Here is an 18,332-nt window from a genome sequence, read left to right as displayed (position 1 = left end):
GCCCAGGTCGTGGCACCAATGGGCAGAAGCCTTCGCGGATCAGCAACTCCCCCGCTGCCAGAAGACCGTCAACCGCATGCCTTCAGTATCGCGCCCCTGAGAGTGCAGCCGTGCCCAGGGGGCTTGCCGAGAACGCTTTCCGTCCTACGGTCGGAACATGGCCGAAACCGGAGCATCAACCGACCCCGTGCCCTCCCCCGACGCGGCGCTCTCCCCGGTCGCCCGCGCCGAGCACTTCGTCTGGCTCACCGCGCGCGTCCTCGAGCAGCGACGGTTCGCGTACCACTTCATGGAAGGCACCACAGGCGCCGCAGGCACCGGCGGCGACCAGGCCGCGGACGCGGTCGAGGCCGCGCTGGCCGCATACGCCACTGGTGACGGCGGGTACGGCTACGCGCTGGAGCCCGACCTGCGCGGTCCCGTCAGCCAGCCGCTGCACACCGGGCACGCGCTGCGCGTCCTGGACTCGATCCGGCGCTGCGGCGGGCAGCGGGTGGAGCGCGTCTGCCGTTATCTGACCTCCGTGTCGACACCGGACGGCGCGCTTCCTGCGATTCATCCCAGCCAGCGCGGCTACCCCTCGGCGCCCTTCGTGCCGATCGTGGACGATCCCCCCAGCGAACTGCTCGCCACCGGTCCCGTAGTGGGCCTGTTGCACCGCAACGAGGTCTGGCACGCCTGGCTGTTCCGCGCCACGGACTTCTGCTGGGCGGCCGTCGAATCGCTCGAGAAGTCGCACCCGTACGAAGTGCAGGCGGCCGTCGCCTTTCTCGACAGCGCACCCGACCGCCCACGCGCGCAGGCGGCCGCCGACCGTATCGGCCGCCTCGTGCGCGAGCAGCGCCTCGCGGCCCTGGATCCGGCGGACCTGGACGCCTACCCGGTGTCGCCCGGCTACGCGCCCGGCGAGCACCACTTCGCACACGACTTCGCGAAGGTTCCCGAGTCGCTCGCGCGCGCGTGGTTCACCGACGACGAGATGGAGCGCTCCCTGGACTTCCTCGAAGGGGATCAGCAGGCGGACGGCGGCTGGCCCGTGCGCTGGCGGCAGTGGGCACCGGGCACGGCTCTGGAGGCACGTCCGATCGTGACCATCGAGGCGCTGCGCACGCTGCGGGCGTACGGGCGGTCCATCGACTGACGGCCACGGACAGGGCGTCCGCCTGACCTCTGACGGGGTGTCCGCACGACGTCCGCGGGGCTGCTCGTGCCCGCGTCAGCCCGCCAGCGCCCGCAGCCCCGCCGTGACGGCCACGGCCGCCGCGATGACGACGAGGAACGGCGCGCGCAGCAGCAGCGCCACGGCCGCCGCCGCGAGCCCCGCGGCCTTGGCGTCCAGGACGAGCTCCCGCCCGTCCGCGAAGGCCTGCTGGGCCGTGAGCGCCGCCAGCAGGGCCACGGGGAGCAGGGCGGCAAGCCGTCCGACGAGCGGCCGCTCCAGCGCGCCCGCTGGCACCAGCAGACCGGCGAGCTTGACGAGGTAGCAGCCGACGAAGGTCAGACCGATCGCGATCCAGATGCTCAACGGGATTCCCTCTGTGGGTCGTTCTGTGGGGCGCTGCCGGTTTGCGGGACGTTGCCGGTTTGTCGAGCGTTGCCGGTTCGTGGAGCGTTCCGTAGCGCGCTGCCGGTCCGCGTGCCCTCGTCGGCCCGTGCCCTACTTGCGCTCCCGCGGGCCTTGCGGCCCTCTACGTAGAGCACGGTCGGCGCCGCGAGTGCGGCCACCAGGACCGGCACGCCGCCGGGCAGCACGGGCAGCAGGCCGAGCCCCAGGACGACGGCGACGGCCGCCGTCGCGCGCTCCCTCGTCGTACGCAGCATCGGTGCGAGCAGCGCGAGAAAGACCGCGGGGCCCGCCGCGTCGAGCCCCCACACGTCGGTGTCGCCGATCGCCTCGGCGCCCAGCGCGCCGAGCAGTGTGGTGAGGTTCCACAGCACGTAGAGGCTGATCCCGGTGACGGTGAAGCCGATGCGGGCGCTGCGGCGGGTGGGCTGGGCGAGGGTGACGGCCGTGGTCTCGTCGATGACCCAGTGCGCGGCGAACGGCCGTACCGCGCGAGGGAGGGCGAGGAGTTGCGAGAGCCGCAGCCCGTAGAAGGCGTTGCGCACACCGAGGAAGAAGGCTCCCGCGGCGGCCGTGAACGGGTTCCCGCCTCCCGCGAGCGCGCCGACCAGGGCGAACTGCGAGGCCCCGGTGAACACCAGCAGGCTGAGGGCGCAGGTCTGCAGCACGGTGAGGCCGCTGCCCGCGGAGGTCACTCCGAAGGCGAAGCCGGAGAGCCCGACGGCGACCCCGACACCGAGCCCGTCACGGACGACGGCCGAGGCCGACTTCTCGGCCGCGTGTCCGCCGCCTTGCTCGTCCGCCTGCCCGGCCGCGTGTCCGCCGCCTTGCTCGTCTGCCCGCCCGGCCGACTGTCCGCCCGCGCCTAGAGGGATCGTCTGTTCTGCCACGCCTCGGACGCTACGAGGGGGACGGAAGCCAGGTCTTGTACGTTCTTGCGCTCCCGTTGGTACGCCCCCGGGGGCACCCCCACGATCCGGGTGAAGTGCCGGTTGAGGTGCGGCTGGTCGGTGAAGCCCACGGCGACGGCCGCTTCGGCGGGCGACGTGCCCGCGTCCAGGAGGCCGCGGGCCCTGCGCACGCGCGCGTCCGTGAGCCATGCGTGCGGCGGCATTCCGTAGGCGTCGCGAAAGGCGCGCAGCAGGGCGAAGGGGCTGGCTCCGAGGTCGGTCGCGAGCTGTTCGAGGCTCGGCGGGTCGGCGAGCCGTTCCTCCAGGACGGCACGCGCGCGTGCCGCCGTCCGCCCGCCCGCCGTGCGCACGGTCCGCTGCGGCAGGCGCCCGCCGTTCTGCCGCAGCAGCCGGGTCACCGCGACCCGCAGCAGGGTGTCGGCTGCGAGCGCGTTGCCCTCCTCCGCGGCCCGCAGCACCCGGTGGACGAGGGCCACGGCGTACGGGTCGTCGAGCACCGGACGTACGAAGCCGGGTGTGCCGCGGATGCCCGTGGTCTCCGCGGCGATGGCGGCGACCAGCTCCGGCGCCGGATAGACCGCTCCGTACCGCCAGCCCTCGGGAACACCGGCCCGGCCCGTGTGCGGGGTGTCGGGGTTGATCAGGGCGAGGGCACCCGGTCCCGCGGCCTGCTCGGCGCCGCCGTGCTGGAAGACGTCGACGCCCTCGGCGATCGCGGCGATCACGAAGTGCTCGTGGGTGTGCCGTACGAACGTCTTGTGGATGTAGCGGGCCTGCAGCAGGTCGACGCCGGGCAGCGCGGCGTACCGCCAGTGCCGCGCCTGCTCCGCCGAACCCGCCATGCCCCCATTCTGCGCCGTCCGCGCCCGCCTCCTCTCGGTAATTCCGCAGGTCGACGCGGTTGTCAGTGGCGGGGTGCACGATGGGGTCATGGTCAGGTCTGCACCCAGCGCCCATGGCGCCCACCGCGCCCTTGACGGGTTCTCCCCCGCGACCCGCGGCTGGTTCACGGGAGCCTTCTCCGCGCCCACCGACGCCCAGGCAGGGGCGTGGCAGGCGATCGCCGAGGGCTCGGACGTGCTGGTCGTCGCGCCCACCGGCTCCGGCAAGACCCTGGCCGCGTTCCTCGCCGCGCTCGACCAGCTGGCCTCGACCCCGCCGCCCGCCGACCCCAAGAAGCGCTGCCGGGTGCTGTACGTGTCGCCGCTCAAGGCCCTCGCGGTCGACGTGGAGCGCAATCTGCGCAGTCCGCTGACCGGCATCCGTCAGGAATCGGTGCGGCTGGGTCTTCCTGAGCCCGAGGTGCGGGTCGGCATCCGCTCGGGCGACACCCCGGCGGCCGAGCGCCGCTCCCTGTCGACCCGCCCGCCGGACATCCTGATCACGACCCCCGAATCACTGTTCTTGATGCTCACCTCCGCCGCGCGGGACGCGCTGACGGGCATCGAGACGATCATCCTGGACGAGGTGCACGCGGTCGCGGGCACCAAGCGCGGCGCCCATCTCGCGCTCTCCTTGGAGCGGCTCGACGAACTGCTGCCGCGGCCCGCGCGCCGCATCGGCCTGTCGGCGACGGTGCGGCCCGTCGACGAGGTGGCGCGCTATCTCTCCCCGCAGCGCAAGGTGGAGATCGTTCAGCCGCCGTCCGGCAAGGAGTTCGACCTGTCGGTGGTCGTCCCGGTGGAGGACCTCGGCGAGCTGGGCGGTTCCCCGGTCGCCGACTCCGAAGAGGGCGCCGAGCGCCCCTCGATCTGGCCGCATGTCGAGGAGCGCATCACGGACCTCGTCCAGGCGCATCGCTCGACGATCGTCTTCGCCAACTCCCGCCGCCTGGCGGAGCGTCTGTGCAACCGCCTGAACGAGATCGCGTACGAGCGAGCGACCGGCGAGACCCTCCCCGAGGACCACTCCCCCGCGGAGCTGATGGCCGAGGCGGGTGCCGCCAAGGGCGCCCCGCCCGTCCTGGCCCGTGCCCACCACGGCTCGGTCTCCAAGGAGCAGCGGGCGCAGGTCGAGGAGGACCTCAAGGCGGGCAGGCTGCCGGCCGTGGTCGCCACGTCCAGCCTGGAGCTGGGCATCGACATGGGCGCGGTCGACCTGGTCGTGCAGGTCGAGTCGCCGCCGTCCGTCGCCTCCGGGCTGCAGCGCGTGGGCCGGGCGGGCCACCAGGTGGGCGCGGTCTCCACGGGGGTCGTCTTCCCCAAGTACCGGGGCGACCTGGTCCAGGCCGCGGTCGTCACCGAACGCATGCGCACCGGCGCCATCGAGTCGCTGCGCATCCCGGCCAACCCCCTGGACGTACTGGCCCAGCAGCTCGTCGCGATGGTCGCGCTCGACACCTGGCAGGTCGACGACCTGCTGGCCACCGTCCGCAGGGCCGCGTCCTTCGCCTCGCTCCCGGAGTCCGCGTTCACGGCCGTCCTGGACATGCTGGCGGGCCGCTATCCCTCCGACGCCTTCGCGGAGTTGCGCCCGCGCGTGGTCTGGGACCGCGTCGCGGGCACGGTCACCGGCAGGCCCGGGGCGCAGCGCCTCGCGGTCACCTCCGGGGGCACGATCCCCGACCGCGGCCTCTTCGGAGTGTTCCTCGCGGGCGCCGACCCGAAGAAGGGCGGCGGCCGCGTCGGAGAGCTCGACGAGGAGATGGTCTACGAGTCGCGGGTGGGCGACGTCTTCACGCTCGGCACGAGTTCCTGGCGCATCGAGGACATCACGCGCGACCGCGTGCTCGTCTCCCCCGCCCCCGGCGTCCCGGGCAGGCTCCCCTTCTGGAAGGGCGACCAGCTGGGCCGCCCGCTCGAACTGGGCCGGGCGCTCGGCGCGTTCCTCCGGGAGGTCGGCGCGCTGCCGCAGGAGCAGGCACGCGCGCGTCTGCTCGCCGCGGGCCTCGACGCCTGGGCCGCCGACAACGTCCTGACGTACCTCACCGAACAGCGCGAGGCCTGCGGCCACATCCCGGACGACCGCACGATCGTCGTCGAGCGGTTCCGTGACGAGCTGGGCGACTGGCGGGTCGTCGTGCACTCGCCCTTCGGCGCCCAGGTGCACGCCCCCTGGGCGCTCGCACTCGGCGCCCGCCTCACCGAGCGGTACGGCATGGACGCACAGGTCATGCACGCCGACGACGGCATCGTGCTGCGGCTGCCCGACGCCGATCTGATGGGCCTCGACCTGCTCGACCAGGATCCCGCCGCGCCCTCCATGGAGTACGACGCCGAGAAGGCCCCGATCGGCGCGGGCGATGTCGCCTTCGACAAGGGCGAGGTCAACCAGATCGTCACCGACCAGGTGGGCGGCTCGGCCCTGTTCGCCTCGCGCTTCCGCGAGTGCGCCGCCCGCGCGCTGCTGCTGCCGCGCCGCAGCCCCGGCAAGCGCACCCCGCTGTGGCAGCAGCGCCAGCGCGCCGCCCAACTGCTCCAGGTGGCCAGCGAGTTCGGTTCGTTCCCGATCGTCCTCGAAGCCGTCAGGGAGTGCCTTCAGGACGTCTTCGACGTACCGGGCCTCACGGAACTGATGGGTGACATCGAGTCCCGCCGCGTCCGCCTCGTCGAGGTCACCACCCCCGAGCCCTCCCCGTTCGCCCGCTCGCTGCTCTTCGGATACGTGGCGCAGTTCCTGTACGAGGGGGACTCGCCCCTGGCCGAGCGGCGCGCGGCGGCCCTCTCCCTGGACTCCCGGCTGCTCGCCGAGCTGCTCGGCCAGGCCGAGCTGCGCGAGCTGCTCGACGCGGACGTCCTGACGGAGCTGGAGCAGGAGCTCCAGTGGCGCACGGAGGACCGCCGCGTCAAGGACGCCGAGGGCGTCGCCGACCTGCTGCGACTCCTCGGACCGCTCACCGAGGGCGAGTTGGCCGAGCGCGGCGCCGAGCCGGAGTGGGCCGCGGAGCTCGCGTCCGCCCGCCGGGCCATCCGGGTCAGGATCGCCGGGGCCGACCACTGGGCGGCGATCGAGGACGCGGGCCGCCTGCGCGACGCCCTCGGCACGGCCCTGCCGGTGGGCGTGCCCGAGGCGTTCACGGAGCCGGTCAAGGACCCGCTCGGCGACCTCCTCGCCCGGTTCGCGCGCACCCACGGCCCGTTCACGTCCGCTTCCGCCGCCGCCCGCTTCGGACTCGGAGCGGCGGTCACGGAAGGCGCGCTGCACCGCCTCGCGGCGAACGGCCGTGTCGTACAAGGAGAGTTCCATCCCGCGGGCATCGGCCAGGAGTGGTGCGACGCGGCCGTCCTGCGCCGACTGCGCCGCCGTTCCCTGGCGGCCCTGCGGCACGAGCTGGAGCCTGTGCCACCGGCCGCACTCGCCCAGTTCCTGCCCCAGTGGCAGCACTTGAGCGGGCACGGCCTGCGCGGTGTCGACGGCCTGGTGCGGGCCATCGAGCAGCTCCAGGGCGCGACTGTCCCCGCCTCCGCCCTGGAGAAGCTCGTCCTGCCCTCCCGGGTCTCGGGGTACGCCCCCGCGATGCTCGACGAACTCACCGCCGCAGGAGAGGTGGTCTGGGCCGGCGCGGGATCCCTCCCCGGGAAGGACGGCTGGGTCTCCCTCTACCTGGCAGACGCCGCTCCCCTGCTGCTCCCGCCCCCGCACCCCCTGGAGCTCACCGCGCTGCACCAGTCCGTCCTGGACGCCCTCTCCGGGGGCTACGGCCTCTTCTTCCGCCAGATCGCCGACCAGGTCCGCGCCACCACCCACCCGGACGCCACCGATCCCCAACTGGCCGACGTGGTCTGGGACCTGGCCTGGTCGGGCCGGCTCACGAACGACACGCTCGCCCCGATGCGTTCGCTCCTGGGCTCGGGCCGCACCGCGGGCGCCACGGCCCACCGCGCCAAACGCAGCATCCCGCGCGGGCGCTACGGAAGCCTGACCGCCGCCGCCCGCCCCGCCTCCCGCACCGGCCCCCCGACGGTCGCGGGCCGCTGGTCCCTGCTCCCCCTCCGCGAGCCCGACCCGACCCTGCGCGCCCACGCCCTGGCCCGCACCCTCCTCGACCGGCACGGCGTGGTCACCCGTGGCGCGGTGGCCGCCGAAGGCGTCGAGGGCGGCTTCTCGGCGACGTACCGCATCCTGTCGGCCTTCGAGGACAGCGGCCAGGCACGCCGCGGCTATGTCGTCGAGGGTCTCGGCGCCGCCCAGTTCGCGATGGACGGCGCGGTGGACCGCCTGCGCGCCACGGCGAACTCCCGGGAGCGGACGGACGGTTCGCGCCCCTCCGACGCCCAGGCGGCCGTCGTCCTCGCCGCCGCCGACCCGGCCAACGCGTACGGGGCCGCGCTGCCCTGGCCCGAGCCGCCGAACGACGCGGGACACAAGCCCGGGCGCAAGGCCGGTTCCCTGGTCGTCCTGGTCGACGGAGAGCTGACCCTCTACATGGAGCGCGGCGGCAAGACCCTCCTGGCCTGGCCCGCCGCTCCGGAGAGCCCGATCACCGAGGACCCCCGCCTGCACGCCGCCGCAAAATCCCTGGCCACGGCGGCCCGCGCGGGCTCGCTCGGCACGGTCACCGTCGAGCGCGTCAACGGCACATCGGCCCTGACCTCCCCCTTCGCACCCCTCCTGGAAGGAGCCGGTTTCCACGCCACCCCACGCGGCCTGCGCCTCCGCGCCTGACCCGGGCACCGCGCGGGCGTCACCCGCACGACGCCCGCCATGCCACCCTGGAACCCATGCCCGAAGGAGACACCGTCCACCAGGCGGCCCGGCGGCTGCACGTCGCGCTCGCCGGGAGCAGCATCACCCGCTCCGACCTGCGTGTGCCCAAGCTCGCGACGGTCGACCTGACCGGGCGCACCGTCCTGGACGTGACCCCGCGCGGCAAGCACCTCCTCACCCGCATCGAGGGCGGCCTCACCCTCCACTCCCACCTCCGCATGGACGGCTCCTGGCGCGTGTACGCCCCCGGTGAGCGCTGGCGGGGCGGTCCCGGGCACCAGATCCGGGCGATCATCGGCACCGCCGACCGCACCGCCGTCGGCTACCGCCTGCCCGTCCTGGAACTGCTGCGCACCACCGACGAGGACAAGGCCGTGGGCCATCTGGGCCCCGACCTCCTCGGCCCCGACTGGGATCCCGAACGGGCCCTCGCCAACCTCCTGGCGAGTCCGGAACGCGCCGTCGGGGAAGCCCTCCTGGACCAGCGCAACCTCGCGGGCATCGGCAACATCTACAAGAGCGAGCTCTGCTTTCTCCTCGGCGTCACCCCGTGGCTCCCCGTGGGCGAGCTCCCCGATGAGACGGCGGCCCGCCTGCCCGCCCTCGCCCACAAGCTCCTGGAAGCCAACCGCGACCGCCCCGCCCGCACCACCACCGGCCGCCCCCGCCCCGACCAGCGCCTGTACGTCTACGGCCGCGCACCCCGCCCCTGCCTGCGCTGCGCGACCCCGCTCCGGACGGCCGAGCAGGGCGACGGCTCCCGCAGCCGCCCCACGTACTGGTGCCCCACCTGCCAGCGGGGCCCCACTCCCTGAAGCCCACCCCGGCCCACCAGTTGACGACCCGTCAGATCCCGCCGTACCGTCCCGTCATGCCCCTCACGGCGTACGACCTCACCGGACGCGTCGCCTTCCTCACGGGCGCCGCCAGCGGCATCGGCCGGGCGTCGGCCCTGCTCCTCGCGGAGGCGGGCGCCACCGTCCACTGCGCCGACCGCGACGCCCAGGGACTCCACGAGACCGCGACCCTCATCAAGGCGGCCGGCGGCACCGCCCACGTCCATCCGCTGGACGTCGCCGACAAGGCGCAGGTCGACGAGGCCGTGTCCGCCGCGGCCGCGGCGTCCGACGGCCGCCTCGACATCATGGCGGCCATCGCCGGGATCATGCACAGCAGCCCGGTCCTGGAGACCCGCGACGAGGACCTCGACCGCGTCCTGAGCATCAACTTCAAGGGCGTTCTGTACGCCTGCCAGGCCGCGGCCCGCATCATGATCGAAGCGGCCGGTACCGCAGTGCAGAACACCCCCCGCACCCCAGCCACCGAAAGCCGCCTCCCCCAGGGCAGCATCATCACCATGGCCTCCGGAGCCGTGGACACCGGCGGCCCCGGTCTCCTCTGCTACGGCGCCGCGAAGGCAGCCGTCGTCCAGCTCACCAAGACCCTCGCCACCGAGGTGGGTCCGCACGGCATCCGCGTCAACGCCGTCGCGCCGGGCTGGATCCGCACCCCCATGACGCACCGCCACGACGCCGAGGCGCAGACCCACACCGAGAGCGTCATGGCACGCAGGTCGCCCCTGGGCCGCGTCGGCGAACCGGACGACATCGCGCACGCCGTGCTGCATCTGGCGTCGGACGCCTCGTCCTTCACGACCGGCCAGATCCTCCGCCCGAACGGCGGCGTCGCCATGCCGTGGTGACCCGCCCCCACAGCCGCCCCCGGCCCTGCCCTCGCACCCACACCCTCGCCCGCCCCGCCGCCGCGCCCGCACGGGCCCACCACGCCGCGGCCGTACGCTCCCCGGGCCAGCGCAGCGCCCCGTCCGGCCGCCGGGCACGCCGCCCGGCCCCTGCCACACCGCTCGCCCGCATCTTCGGCACACAGTGCACCGGCAGTACGCTCAGGCCCCATCCCCCAGCCGCGACCGCACCTTCAAGGACCCCCGCGTCGGGCGCGAGGGCGAGCCTCAGCACGCCCCACCACCAGAGCGCACCGAGCCCCAGGGCCGGCAGCCAGCGCACGACCCGCCACGTCACGGCCGCTGCCCCGCTCACGGCTGCTGCCACGGCTGTCACCTCCCGCCCGACGTGGAATCGACGCTAAACGTCCCGGTTCACCCAGCGGGAGGGCGCACCGAGCGCACCGGAAGCACCACAGCGCACAGAAGCGCCCCCGCACGACACGGGGACACCCCCGTACCGCGCGAGGGCGCCCCCGCACTCCCTGGCCGCCCTCGGGTCACTCCCGCACCCGAGGGGACCCACAACGGCCGTCAGCTGTTCTCCGCCTGGAACATCCAGTGGTGCTTCTCGAGATCGGCCGTGATCCCGATGAAGATGTCCTGGCTGACGGGATCCGCGTCGCCGGTCGCCTCGACCCGCTCACGCATCCGCGTGATCACGGCACCGAGCGCGTCCACGAGCGTCCCCACCGCGTCCGCGTCCTTGACCCAGCCTTCCGCGACCTTGCCGATCCCGCTGCTCTGCGCCACGGTCGCCGCACGCCCGTCGGGCGAGACGCCGAGGGTCGAGGCGCGCTCCGCCACCGTGTCGGAGTGCTGCCGGGCCGTGTCCACGACCTCGTCGAGCTGCAGATGGACGGAGCGGAAGCGCGGGCCGACCACGTTCCAGTGGATCTGCTTGGCCACCAGGGACAGGTCGACCAGGTCCACGAGAGCACCTTGCAGGGCGTCCGAGACCGTCTTCAGATCCGCATCGGACAGCGGGCTCTTCACGACGTACATCTGTCTCCTCCAACTCATCTGTGAACAAGAGAAATCCCCATCAACCATGGCATATAAGAGCCATATAGGTCACTTCGGGGCGCTTCACCCCGTCCAGGAACACGAAAGCCCCGGCCGGGTACCCGGCCGGGGCTTTCACAAGCATGAGCGCTCAGACAGCGAACACCATCAGCGCGGCATCACGCGGCGACGACGTCCACCGCCTCCGCTGGCGCCTTGATCGTCACCCGTTCCGGTGGCACACCTGCCACGGAGACGGAATTGAGCATCGGGCGAACCGGCGTGCGCACCGGTTCCGTGACTGCTGCAGACTCAGCCAGCTCAGCGAGCGACAGTTCATCGCTCACTTCACGCATGAGCTCGGACATCCGTACGTCAAGCGCGTCGCAGATCGCGGAAAGCAGCTCGGAGGAAGCCTCCTTCTGCCCCCGCTCCACCTCGGAGAGATAGCCGAGCGAGACTCGGGCGGACGAGGAGACTTCGCGCAGAGTACGGCCCTGGCGCTGGCGCTGCCGACGCAGCACGTCACCCAGCAGGCGACGGAGCAGAATCATCGGTGGCTCCCTCCTCGGACCGCGTAGCCGCATCCTTCACGCCCCACCGTACCGCCTTGCGCGGCGGCCGTGCGGGGAGCGATGTCGTGTTCACTCAGGGCTGCAAACATCAATTCCCCCCGTTCTGTTCCGTATCCTGTGCCCGCCCATTCTCGGCACGTTCGCCGGAGAGCCGCTCGAGAAGCAGTATGAGCACGCTCCGTACACTCTCCATACGAATTTCCGAACGGTCCCCGTTCAACCGCGGAGCGGTCACTTTCCCGTCGGGTCCGCCGTCGGCGTAACCGCGCATGCCTTCGAAATCCGGACCCGAGACCGCGACGTACACGGTCCCGACGGCCTGTCCGTCCTGCGGATCCGGGCCCGCGACACCGGTGGTCGCGATCCCCCAGTCCGCGCCGAGCGCCTTGCGCACACCGGCCGCCATCTGCCGCGCGACCTCGGGATCCACGGCTCCGCGCTCGGCCAGCAGGGCGCCGTCGACACCGAGCACATCCCGCTTGAGGTCAGTGGCGTACGCGGTGACGGACCCCCGGAAGACCTTCGACGCCCCGGGCGCCGCCGTGATCTCGGCGGCCACCAGGCCCCCGGTCAGCGACTCGGCGACCGCGAGGGTCTCGCCGCGCGCCGCGAGGAGGCGCAGCAGCCTGCTCGCCGACACCGCGGCGGCCGAGGGCCCCGGGGACGTCACTTCGCGTCCTCCCGGGCCGCCTCGTCGGCGGACTCGCTCTCCCTGGCCATGCCCTGCCTGCGCAGCACGATGGCCTGTTTCACATAGTCGAGTCCGGTCACCACGGTCAGCACGACGGCGACCGCCATCACCCAGAACCGCAGCGTCGCGAGCGGGCCGGTCAGCGCGAGGACGTACATCCCGACCGCCGTGCCCTGCGCGAGCGTCTTCATCTTGCCGCCGCGGCTGGCCGGAATGACTCCATAACGGATCACCCAGAACCGCAGCAGCGTGATCCCGAGCTCGCGCCCGAGAATGACCCCGGTCACCCACCACGGCAGGTCCCCGAGCCAGGACAGACAGATCAGCGCGGACCCCATGATCGCTTTGTCGGCGATCGGGTCAGCGATCTTCCCGAAGTCCGTGACCAGGTTGTACGTGCGCGCCAGATGCCCGTCGAAAAGGTCGGTGATCATGGCGACGGCGAAGGCGGCCCAGGCGAAGGACCGCCAGGCCGGGTCGTACCCGCCATTGCCGAGGAGCAGCATCACGAAGCCCGGCACGAGCAGCAGCCGGACCATCGTCAGCAGATTCGCGACGTTCCACAGGCTCGCCTGGTTGACGGCCGCGGCGCCCAGCTTCCCGCCGCGCACCGGCTGCGCGCCGGAGCCGCCAGACGCGGATGCCGGGACTCCGGTCATCTGCCGGCCTCCTCGAGACACTCAGCCACCAAGTCCACGCCCTCCGTGCCGACGACCTTTGCCACGACCATACGACCGACCTCCAGGCCGGCCCCACCCGTGGCACCCGTCAAGCGGATCTGGCCGTCGGTCTCCGGGGCCTGGTGAGCGGCCCTGCCGAGCGGGCCCTCCTCCTCGTCGAGGGACTCGACGAGCACCTCGACGGTCTCGCCGAGCCGCTCGTCCGCGCGCTGCGAGGTGAGCTCCTCCGCGAGCCTGGCGATGTGCGCGAGCCGCTCGTCGACGACGTCCTGGTCGAGCTTCTTGTCGTACGTGGCCGCCTCGGTGCCCTCCTCGTCGGAGTACCCGAAGACGCCGATGGCATCCAGGCGCGCGCCCGTCAGGAACCGCTCGAGCTCCGCCAGGTCCGCCTCGGTCTCGCCGGGGAAGCCCACGATGAAGTTCGACCGCGCACCGGCCTGCGGCGCCTTGGACCGGATGGTCTCCAGGAGCTCCAGGAAGCGGTCGGTGTCGCCGAAGCGCCGCATGGCGCGCAGCACGCCGGGGGCGGAGTGCTGGAAGGACAGGTCGAAGTAGGGGGCGACCTTCTCCGTCGACGTGAGGACGTCGATGAGGCCGGGCCGCATCTCGGCGGGCTGCAGATAGCTGACGCGGATCCGCTCGATCCCGTCGACGGCCGCGAGCTCGGGAAGCAGCGTCTCCAGGAGCCGGATGTCGCCGAGGTCCTTGCCGTACGAGGTGTTGTTCTCGGAGACGAGCATGACCTCCTTGACGCCCTGCTCGGCGAGCCAGCGGGTCTCGCCGAGGACGTCGGAGGGGCGGCGCGAGATGAAGGAGCCGCGGAAGGAGGGAATGGCGCAGAAGGAGCACCGCCGGTCGCATCCGGAGGCCAGCTTCACGGAGGCGACGGGGTTGGTGCCCAGGCGCCGGCGCAGCGGGGCGCGCGGCCCCGACGCGGGCGCGACACCCTCGGGCAGGTCCTGCGGGATCACCGCGGGCTCCACGGGGGCGTGCCCCGGAAGCGCGACGTCCGCCTGGGCGCCCTGGCGCTCGGCCGGGCTGATCGGCAGGAGCTTGCGCCGGTCACGAGGGGTGTGGGCCTCGACGCTGCCGCCGTTCAGGATGGTCTGCAGGCGGTTGGAGATGTCGGAGTAGTCGTCGAACCCGAGCACGCCGTCGGCCTCGGGCAGTGCGTCGGCGAGTTCCTTGCCGTACCGCTCGGCCATGCAGCCGACCGCGACGACGGCCTGCGTCTTGCCGTGCCCCTTGAGGTCATTGGCTTCGAGGAGGGCGTCGACGGAGTCCTTCTTGGCGGCCTCGACGAAGCCACAGGTGTTGACGACGGCGACGTCAGCGTTCTCGGCGTCCTCGACGAGCTGCCAGCCGTCCGCCTCCAAGCGGCCTGCGAGCTCCTCCGAGTCCACCTCGTTACGGGCGCAGCCAAGAGTGACAAGGGCGACGGTGCGGCGTTCGGGCATGGTCTCAAGACTACTTCGTCCCCGCCTCGGCCCCCGCCGCCAGGGTTACCCGGCGGTCGGCCCACGGCCGCCGGGGCGTCATCGGGCCGTCACCGCGGCCCCGCCGTGACCTGCTGCTCAGCCGACCTCGGGGTCGCCCTTGGTGTACGTGAGGCGCTCGACCTGGCCGGGTTCGAATTCGTTGTCGACCTGCTTGCCGTTCACGTACAGCTCGATCGCGCCCGCGTCGCCGAGGACGAGGTCGATCTTCTGCTTGTCCTGGAACGTCTTGTCCTGGCCCTGCTCCAGCACGCCGTCGAAGAGGGTGCGGCCGTTGTGGTCCTTGGCGGAGATCCAGCTGCGGCCGTCCGCCGCGGCGACCTTGACCGTGACCTTGTCGCGCGGGACGCCGGCGATGGCGCTGTCCGAGGGGTCGGGCTTGGGGTCGGCGGGCTTGTTCGGCTTCGGCTTCTGGGTGGGCTTGGTGGGGGTGGGCGTGGAGCCCTCGGCGACCGACTTCGAGCCGTCGCCGTCGTCCCCGCCGCTGAACGCGGTGAACCCGACGAACCCGATCACGGCGACGATCGCGGCGACCATGGCGGCGGTCCAGTTGGGGCGCCGCGGTTCGGAGCGGATGCGCTCGGCCTCGAAGAGGGGCGCCGCCGGCGTGGGAGCGGGCGGGTGTCCGCCGTGCCCCTCGTCGTACTGGGCGAGGAGCGGGGCGGGATCGAGTCCGACGGCACGCGCCAGCGTCCTGATGTGCCCGCGCGCGTACACATCGCCGCCGCACCGCGAGAAGTCGTCCTGTTCGATCGCGTGCACGATCGGGATGCGCACACGGGTGGACGAACTGACCTCGTCGACGGTCAGGCCCGCATCGATACGCGCCTGCTGCAGGACGTGACCGATCGAGGGCCGGTCGTCGGCCTGGTGAGCACCCGCCGGGCCTTCGTCTGCGGGGCGGTCGTCTGAAGGGCGGTCGTCTTCAGGGGAGTTGCCGATGGACACGGGGGCGCCTTTCGAGCGTGTAGCCACCTGCCGGACGTTCAGTTTAGGGGGGTCGGGAAAGGGTGGGGCAACCGGGCGGACGGAGTTTGTACGCCATCAGAATGGCCGGACATCCTGATGGTGGGACATCGTGCTGTTCTTCCCCTCAACTTGACGTGTGCCGAAGGGAAACGGTTGCCTGCCGATCCCTTACGGGTGAGTCACCCACCCTTATGGCTGAGCCTCCCCGCGGATCACGGCCAGCACGCCATCCAGCTCGTCAGGCTTCACAAGAACGTCACGTGCCTTGGAGCCCTCGCTCGGCCCGACGATGGAGCGCGACTCCATGAGGTCCATCAGCCGCCCGGCCTTGGCGAAGCCGACGCGCAGCTTGCGCTGGAGCATCGACGTGGACCCGAACTGGGTGGAGACCACCAGCTCGGCGGCCTGGCAGAGCAGATCGAGGTCGTCGCCGATGTCCTCGTCGATCTCCTTCTTCTGCTTGGTGCCGACGGTGACATCGTCCCGGAAGACGGGCGCCATCTGGTCCTTGCAGTGCTGGACGATCGCGTGGATCTCGTCCTCGGTGACGAAGGCGCCCTGCATACGGGTGGGCTTGTTCGCGCCCATCGGCAGGAACAGACCGTCACCCTTTCCGATGAGCTTCTCCGCACCCGGCTGGTCGAGGATGACGCGGCTGTCGGCGAGCGAGGAGGTCGCGAAGGCGAGCCTGGACGGCACGTTCGCCTTGATCAGGCCGGTCACGACGTCCACGGAGGGACGCTGGGTGGCGAGCACCAGGTGGATGCCCGCCGCGCGCGCGAGCTGTGTGATGCGCACGATCGAGTCCTCGACGTCGCGCGGCGCGACCATCATCAGGTCCGCGAGCTCGTCGACGATCACCAGCAGATACGGGTACGTCTTCAGCTCCCGCTCGCTGCCCTCGGGCGTCTTGAGCTTGCCGTCGCGGATGGCCTGGTTGAAGTCGTCGATGTGCCGGTAGCCGAACGCCGCGAGGTCGTCGTAGCGCAGGTCCATCTCGCGTACGACCCACTGGAGGGCCTCGGCGGCCCGCTTGGGGTTGGTGATGATCGGCGTGATCAGGTGCGGAATGCCCTCGTACGCGGTGAGCTCCACGCGCTTGGGGTCGACGAGGACCATCCGGACGTCCTCGGGCGTCGCCCTTATCATGATCGAAGTGATCAGGCAGTTGATGCAGGACGACTTGCCGGAACCGGTCGCTCCGGCCACCAGGATGTGCGGCATCTTCGCCATGTTGGCCATGACGTAACCGCCCTCGACGTCCTTGCCGAGCGCGACCAGCATCGGGTGGTCGTCCTCGGCCGCGTCCGCGAGGCGCAGCACGTCGCCGACGTTCACCATCTCGCGGTCGGTGTTCGGGATCTCGATGCCGACCGCGGACTTGCCGGGGATCGGCGAGATGATCCGGACGTCGGGGGACGCGACGGCGTACGCGATGTTCTTGGCGAGCGCCGTGATCTTCTCGACCTTCACGGCGGGGCCGAGCTCGATCTCGTACCGCGTGACCGTCGGGCCGCGCGTGAAGCCGGTGACGTCCGCGTCGACCTTGAACTCCGCGAAGACGTTCGAGAGCGAGTCGACGACCGCGTCATTGGCCGCGCTGCGGGACTTGCCGGGACCGCCGCGCTCCAGCAGGTCGAGCGAGGGCAGCGAGTACGTGATGTCCCCGGCGAGCTGCAGCTGCTCGGCGCGCGGCGGAAGGTCGCGCGGGGCCTCGGGCGCGGACTTGGTGAGGTCCGGCACGAGGCTCTCAGCGGGCTCCTCCGGCTTCTTCCTGAGCTTGCCGGGCACGGGGGCGTCCGTGGCGCGCGCGGTCGGCACAGGGGCCGCCTGCTCCCGCTCCTCGCGCCGTTCGCGCTCCTCCCGCTCCCCCGATACGCCCTGCGTCAGATCGGCGACCAGTGGGGAGGGCGGCATGCCGTGCAGCACGGCGCCGTCCAGGGCGGCGGCCGCCGCGGCCGCCACGTCCACGGCGTCCATCGGGCGGTCCATGTCCGGCTGTACGGAATTCCTGCGCGGCCTGCGGCGCTTGGCGAGCGCCTCCTGCTCGGCCTGCTCGGGGGCGTACTCGTCGGGTGCGGCGGAGCGCCGCCGCGAGGAGCGCGCGGGCAGCGCCTCGCGCCACTGCTCCTCGTAGCGCTCGTCGTCGTCCGTGAACGCGTCGGCCTCGGGCTCCTCCTGGATCACGCCGAGCTTCACGCCGAGCAGCCGCAGCCGCTGCGGGATCGCGTTGACGGGCGTCGCCGTGACGACGAGCAGCCCGAAGACAGTGAGGAGCACCAGGAGCGGTACGGCGAGGATCTCGCCCATGGTGAAGATCAGCGGAGTGGAGGCGCCCCAGCCGATCAGGCCTCCGGCGTCTCTTATCGCCTGCATGCCGTCGCTGCGGGCGGGCGATCCGCAGGCCACGTGGACCTGGCCGAGCACGCCGATGACCAGGGCGGACAGGCCGATCACGATGCGGCCGTTCGCCTCGGGCTTCTCCGGGTGCCGGATCAGGCGTACGGCGATGGCGCCGAGCAGCAGCGGCACCAGGAGGTCGAGACGGCCGAACGCCCCGGTCACCAGGACCTCGACGAGATCACCGACGGGACCGCGCAGATTCGACCAGGTGCCCGCGGCGACGATCAGCGCGATGCCGAGCAGCAGCAGCGCGAGCCCGTCCTTGCGGTGGGCCGGGTCGAGGCCCTTGGCGCCCCGCCCTATGCCGCGGAACATCGCGCCGACCCCGTGCGCGATGCCGAGCCAGACGGCGCGCACGAGCCGGTACACGCCCCCTGTGGGGCTGGGCGCCGGCTTGGGCGCGGGCTTCTTCGCGGCGGACTTCTTGGCCGGTGCCTTCTTCGCGGGCGCCTTCTTTGCCGCCGCCTTCTTGGCGGGCGGTTTGGCAGCGGCCTTCTTCGCCGGAGCCTTCGTCGGCGCGGCCGCCTTCTTCGCGGGCGTCTTCTTGGCTGCGGACTGACGTGAGGCCATGGGTGTGAGGTTACCGGTGCGGACCACTGCGGACACGTGTGCCCACCGCTTCACCCGTTTGTGTCGCCCCTGTGAGGGCCG

14 protein-coding genes are annotated in these 18,332 nt (G+C 72.3%); 4 read left to right on the top strand and 10 right to left on the bottom strand.

Annotated elements, in window-relative coordinates:
• Nucleotides 1-157: 157 nt before the first annotated feature.
• Nucleotides 158-1,141, top strand: coding sequence for a hypothetical protein (locus ACFWZ2_RS34415; protein WP_384552490.1), 984 nt, complete (start codon nucleotides 158-160; stop codon nucleotides 1,139-1,141).
• A 75-nt stretch (nucleotides 1,142-1,216) separates the two neighbouring features.
• On the opposite strand, the gene ACFWZ2_RS34410 is transcribed toward ACFWZ2_RS34415, so the two are convergent.
• Genes ACFWZ2_RS34410 through ACFWZ2_RS34400 form a run of 3 tightly spaced genes read right to left on the bottom strand, consistent with a single transcriptional unit; the run spans nucleotide 1,217 to nucleotide 3,317 of the window.
• Entirely contained in the window at nucleotides 1,217-1,525 is a 309-nt protein-coding gene (locus tag ACFWZ2_RS34410) for an AzlD domain-containing protein (RefSeq protein ID WP_384552488.1), read from the bottom strand.
• Complete coding sequence (locus ACFWZ2_RS34405; RefSeq protein ID WP_384552486.1) at nucleotides 1,522-2,454, bottom strand: AzlC family ABC transporter permease; 933 nt, start codon at nucleotides 2,452-2,454, stop codon at nucleotides 1,522-1,524. Before ACFWZ2_RS34405 ends, ACFWZ2_RS34410 begins: the two co-directional genes overlap by 4 nt.
• Nucleotides 2,430-3,317, bottom strand: a complete 888-nt coding sequence (locus tag ACFWZ2_RS34400; RefSeq protein WP_384552484.1) for an AraC family ligand binding domain-containing protein — start codon at nucleotides 3,315-3,317, stop codon at nucleotides 2,430-2,432. The genes ACFWZ2_RS34405 and ACFWZ2_RS34400 overlap by 25 nt, the downstream gene beginning before the upstream one ends.
• A gap of 88 nt (nucleotides 3,318-3,405) precedes the next feature.
• Between ACFWZ2_RS34400 and ACFWZ2_RS34395 the strand changes: the two genes are divergently transcribed.
• The 3 genes from ACFWZ2_RS34395 to ACFWZ2_RS34385 are packed head-to-tail and all read left to right on the top strand — an operon-like array spanning nucleotide 3,406 to nucleotide 9,823.
• Nucleotides 3,406-8,079 (top strand): ATP-dependent helicase, encoded by a 4,674-nt coding sequence (locus ACFWZ2_RS34395; protein WP_384552482.1) that lies wholly within the window; start codon nucleotides 3,406-3,408, stop codon nucleotides 8,077-8,079.
• A 56-nt stretch (nucleotides 8,080-8,135) separates the two neighbouring features.
• Nucleotides 8,136-8,936 (top strand): DNA-formamidopyrimidine glycosylase family protein, encoded by an 801-nt coding sequence (locus ACFWZ2_RS34390; protein WP_384552480.1) that lies wholly within the window; start codon nucleotides 8,136-8,138, stop codon nucleotides 8,934-8,936.
• A gap of 56 nt (nucleotides 8,937-8,992) precedes the next feature.
• A complete protein-coding gene (locus tag ACFWZ2_RS34385; protein WP_384552478.1) occupies nucleotides 8,993-9,823 on the top strand; it encodes an SDR family NAD(P)-dependent oxidoreductase in 831 nt (276 codons plus the stop codon).
• Between the two features lie 573 nt (nucleotides 9,824-10,396).
• Here ACFWZ2_RS34385 and ACFWZ2_RS34380 read toward each other — a convergent pair.
• From ACFWZ2_RS34380 to ACFWZ2_RS34350, 7 genes are all read right to left on the bottom strand, one after another.
• Complete coding sequence (locus tag ACFWZ2_RS34380) at nucleotides 10,397-10,867, bottom strand: Dps family protein (protein ID WP_384552476.1); 471 nt, start codon at nucleotides 10,865-10,867, stop codon at nucleotides 10,397-10,399.
• A gap of 179 nt (nucleotides 10,868-11,046) precedes the next feature.
• Nucleotides 11,047-11,421 carry a helix-turn-helix domain-containing protein gene (locus tag ACFWZ2_RS34375; protein WP_384552474.1) on the bottom strand — a complete coding sequence of 125 codons (375 nt, stop codon included), beginning with the start codon at nucleotides 11,419-11,421 and terminating at the stop codon, nucleotides 11,047-11,049.
• Nucleotides 11,422-11,530: 109 nt separating this feature from the next.
• On the bottom strand, nucleotides 11,531-12,112 hold the full coding sequence (locus ACFWZ2_RS34370; protein WP_384552472.1) for a CinA family protein: 582 nt from the start codon (nucleotides 12,110-12,112) through the stop codon (nucleotides 11,531-11,533).
• Nucleotides 12,109-12,792, bottom strand: coding sequence for a CDP-diacylglycerol--glycerol-3-phosphate 3-phosphatidyltransferase (gene pgsA, locus ACFWZ2_RS34365; protein WP_384552470.1), 684 nt, complete (start codon nucleotides 12,790-12,792; stop codon nucleotides 12,109-12,111). Before pgsA ends, ACFWZ2_RS34370 begins: the two co-directional genes overlap by 4 nt.
• Nucleotides 12,789-14,270, bottom strand: a complete 1,482-nt coding sequence (gene rimO / locus ACFWZ2_RS34360; RefSeq protein WP_384552468.1) for a 30S ribosomal protein S12 methylthiotransferase RimO — start codon at nucleotides 14,268-14,270, stop codon at nucleotides 12,789-12,791. Before rimO ends, pgsA begins: the two co-directional genes overlap by 4 nt.
• Nucleotides 14,271-14,387: 117 nt before the next feature.
• Nucleotides 14,388-15,257, bottom strand: coding sequence for a helix-turn-helix domain-containing protein (locus ACFWZ2_RS34355; RefSeq protein WP_384552466.1), 870 nt, complete (start codon nucleotides 15,255-15,257; stop codon nucleotides 14,388-14,390).
• A gap of 210 nt (nucleotides 15,258-15,467) precedes the next feature.
• Nucleotides 15,468-18,251, bottom strand: coding sequence for a DNA translocase FtsK (locus ACFWZ2_RS34350; protein ID WP_384552463.1), 2,784 nt, complete (start codon nucleotides 18,249-18,251; stop codon nucleotides 15,468-15,470).
• Between the last annotated feature and the right edge of the window lie 81 nt (nucleotides 18,252-18,332).

This window comes from Streptomyces sp. NPDC059002 (assembly GCF_042740435.1).
Lineage (GTDB): Bacteria > Actinomycetota > Actinomycetes > Streptomycetales > Streptomycetaceae > Streptomyces.
The sequence above is the reverse complement of the archived record's forward strand: the minus strand, read 5'-3'. Positions and strand labels throughout refer to the sequence as shown.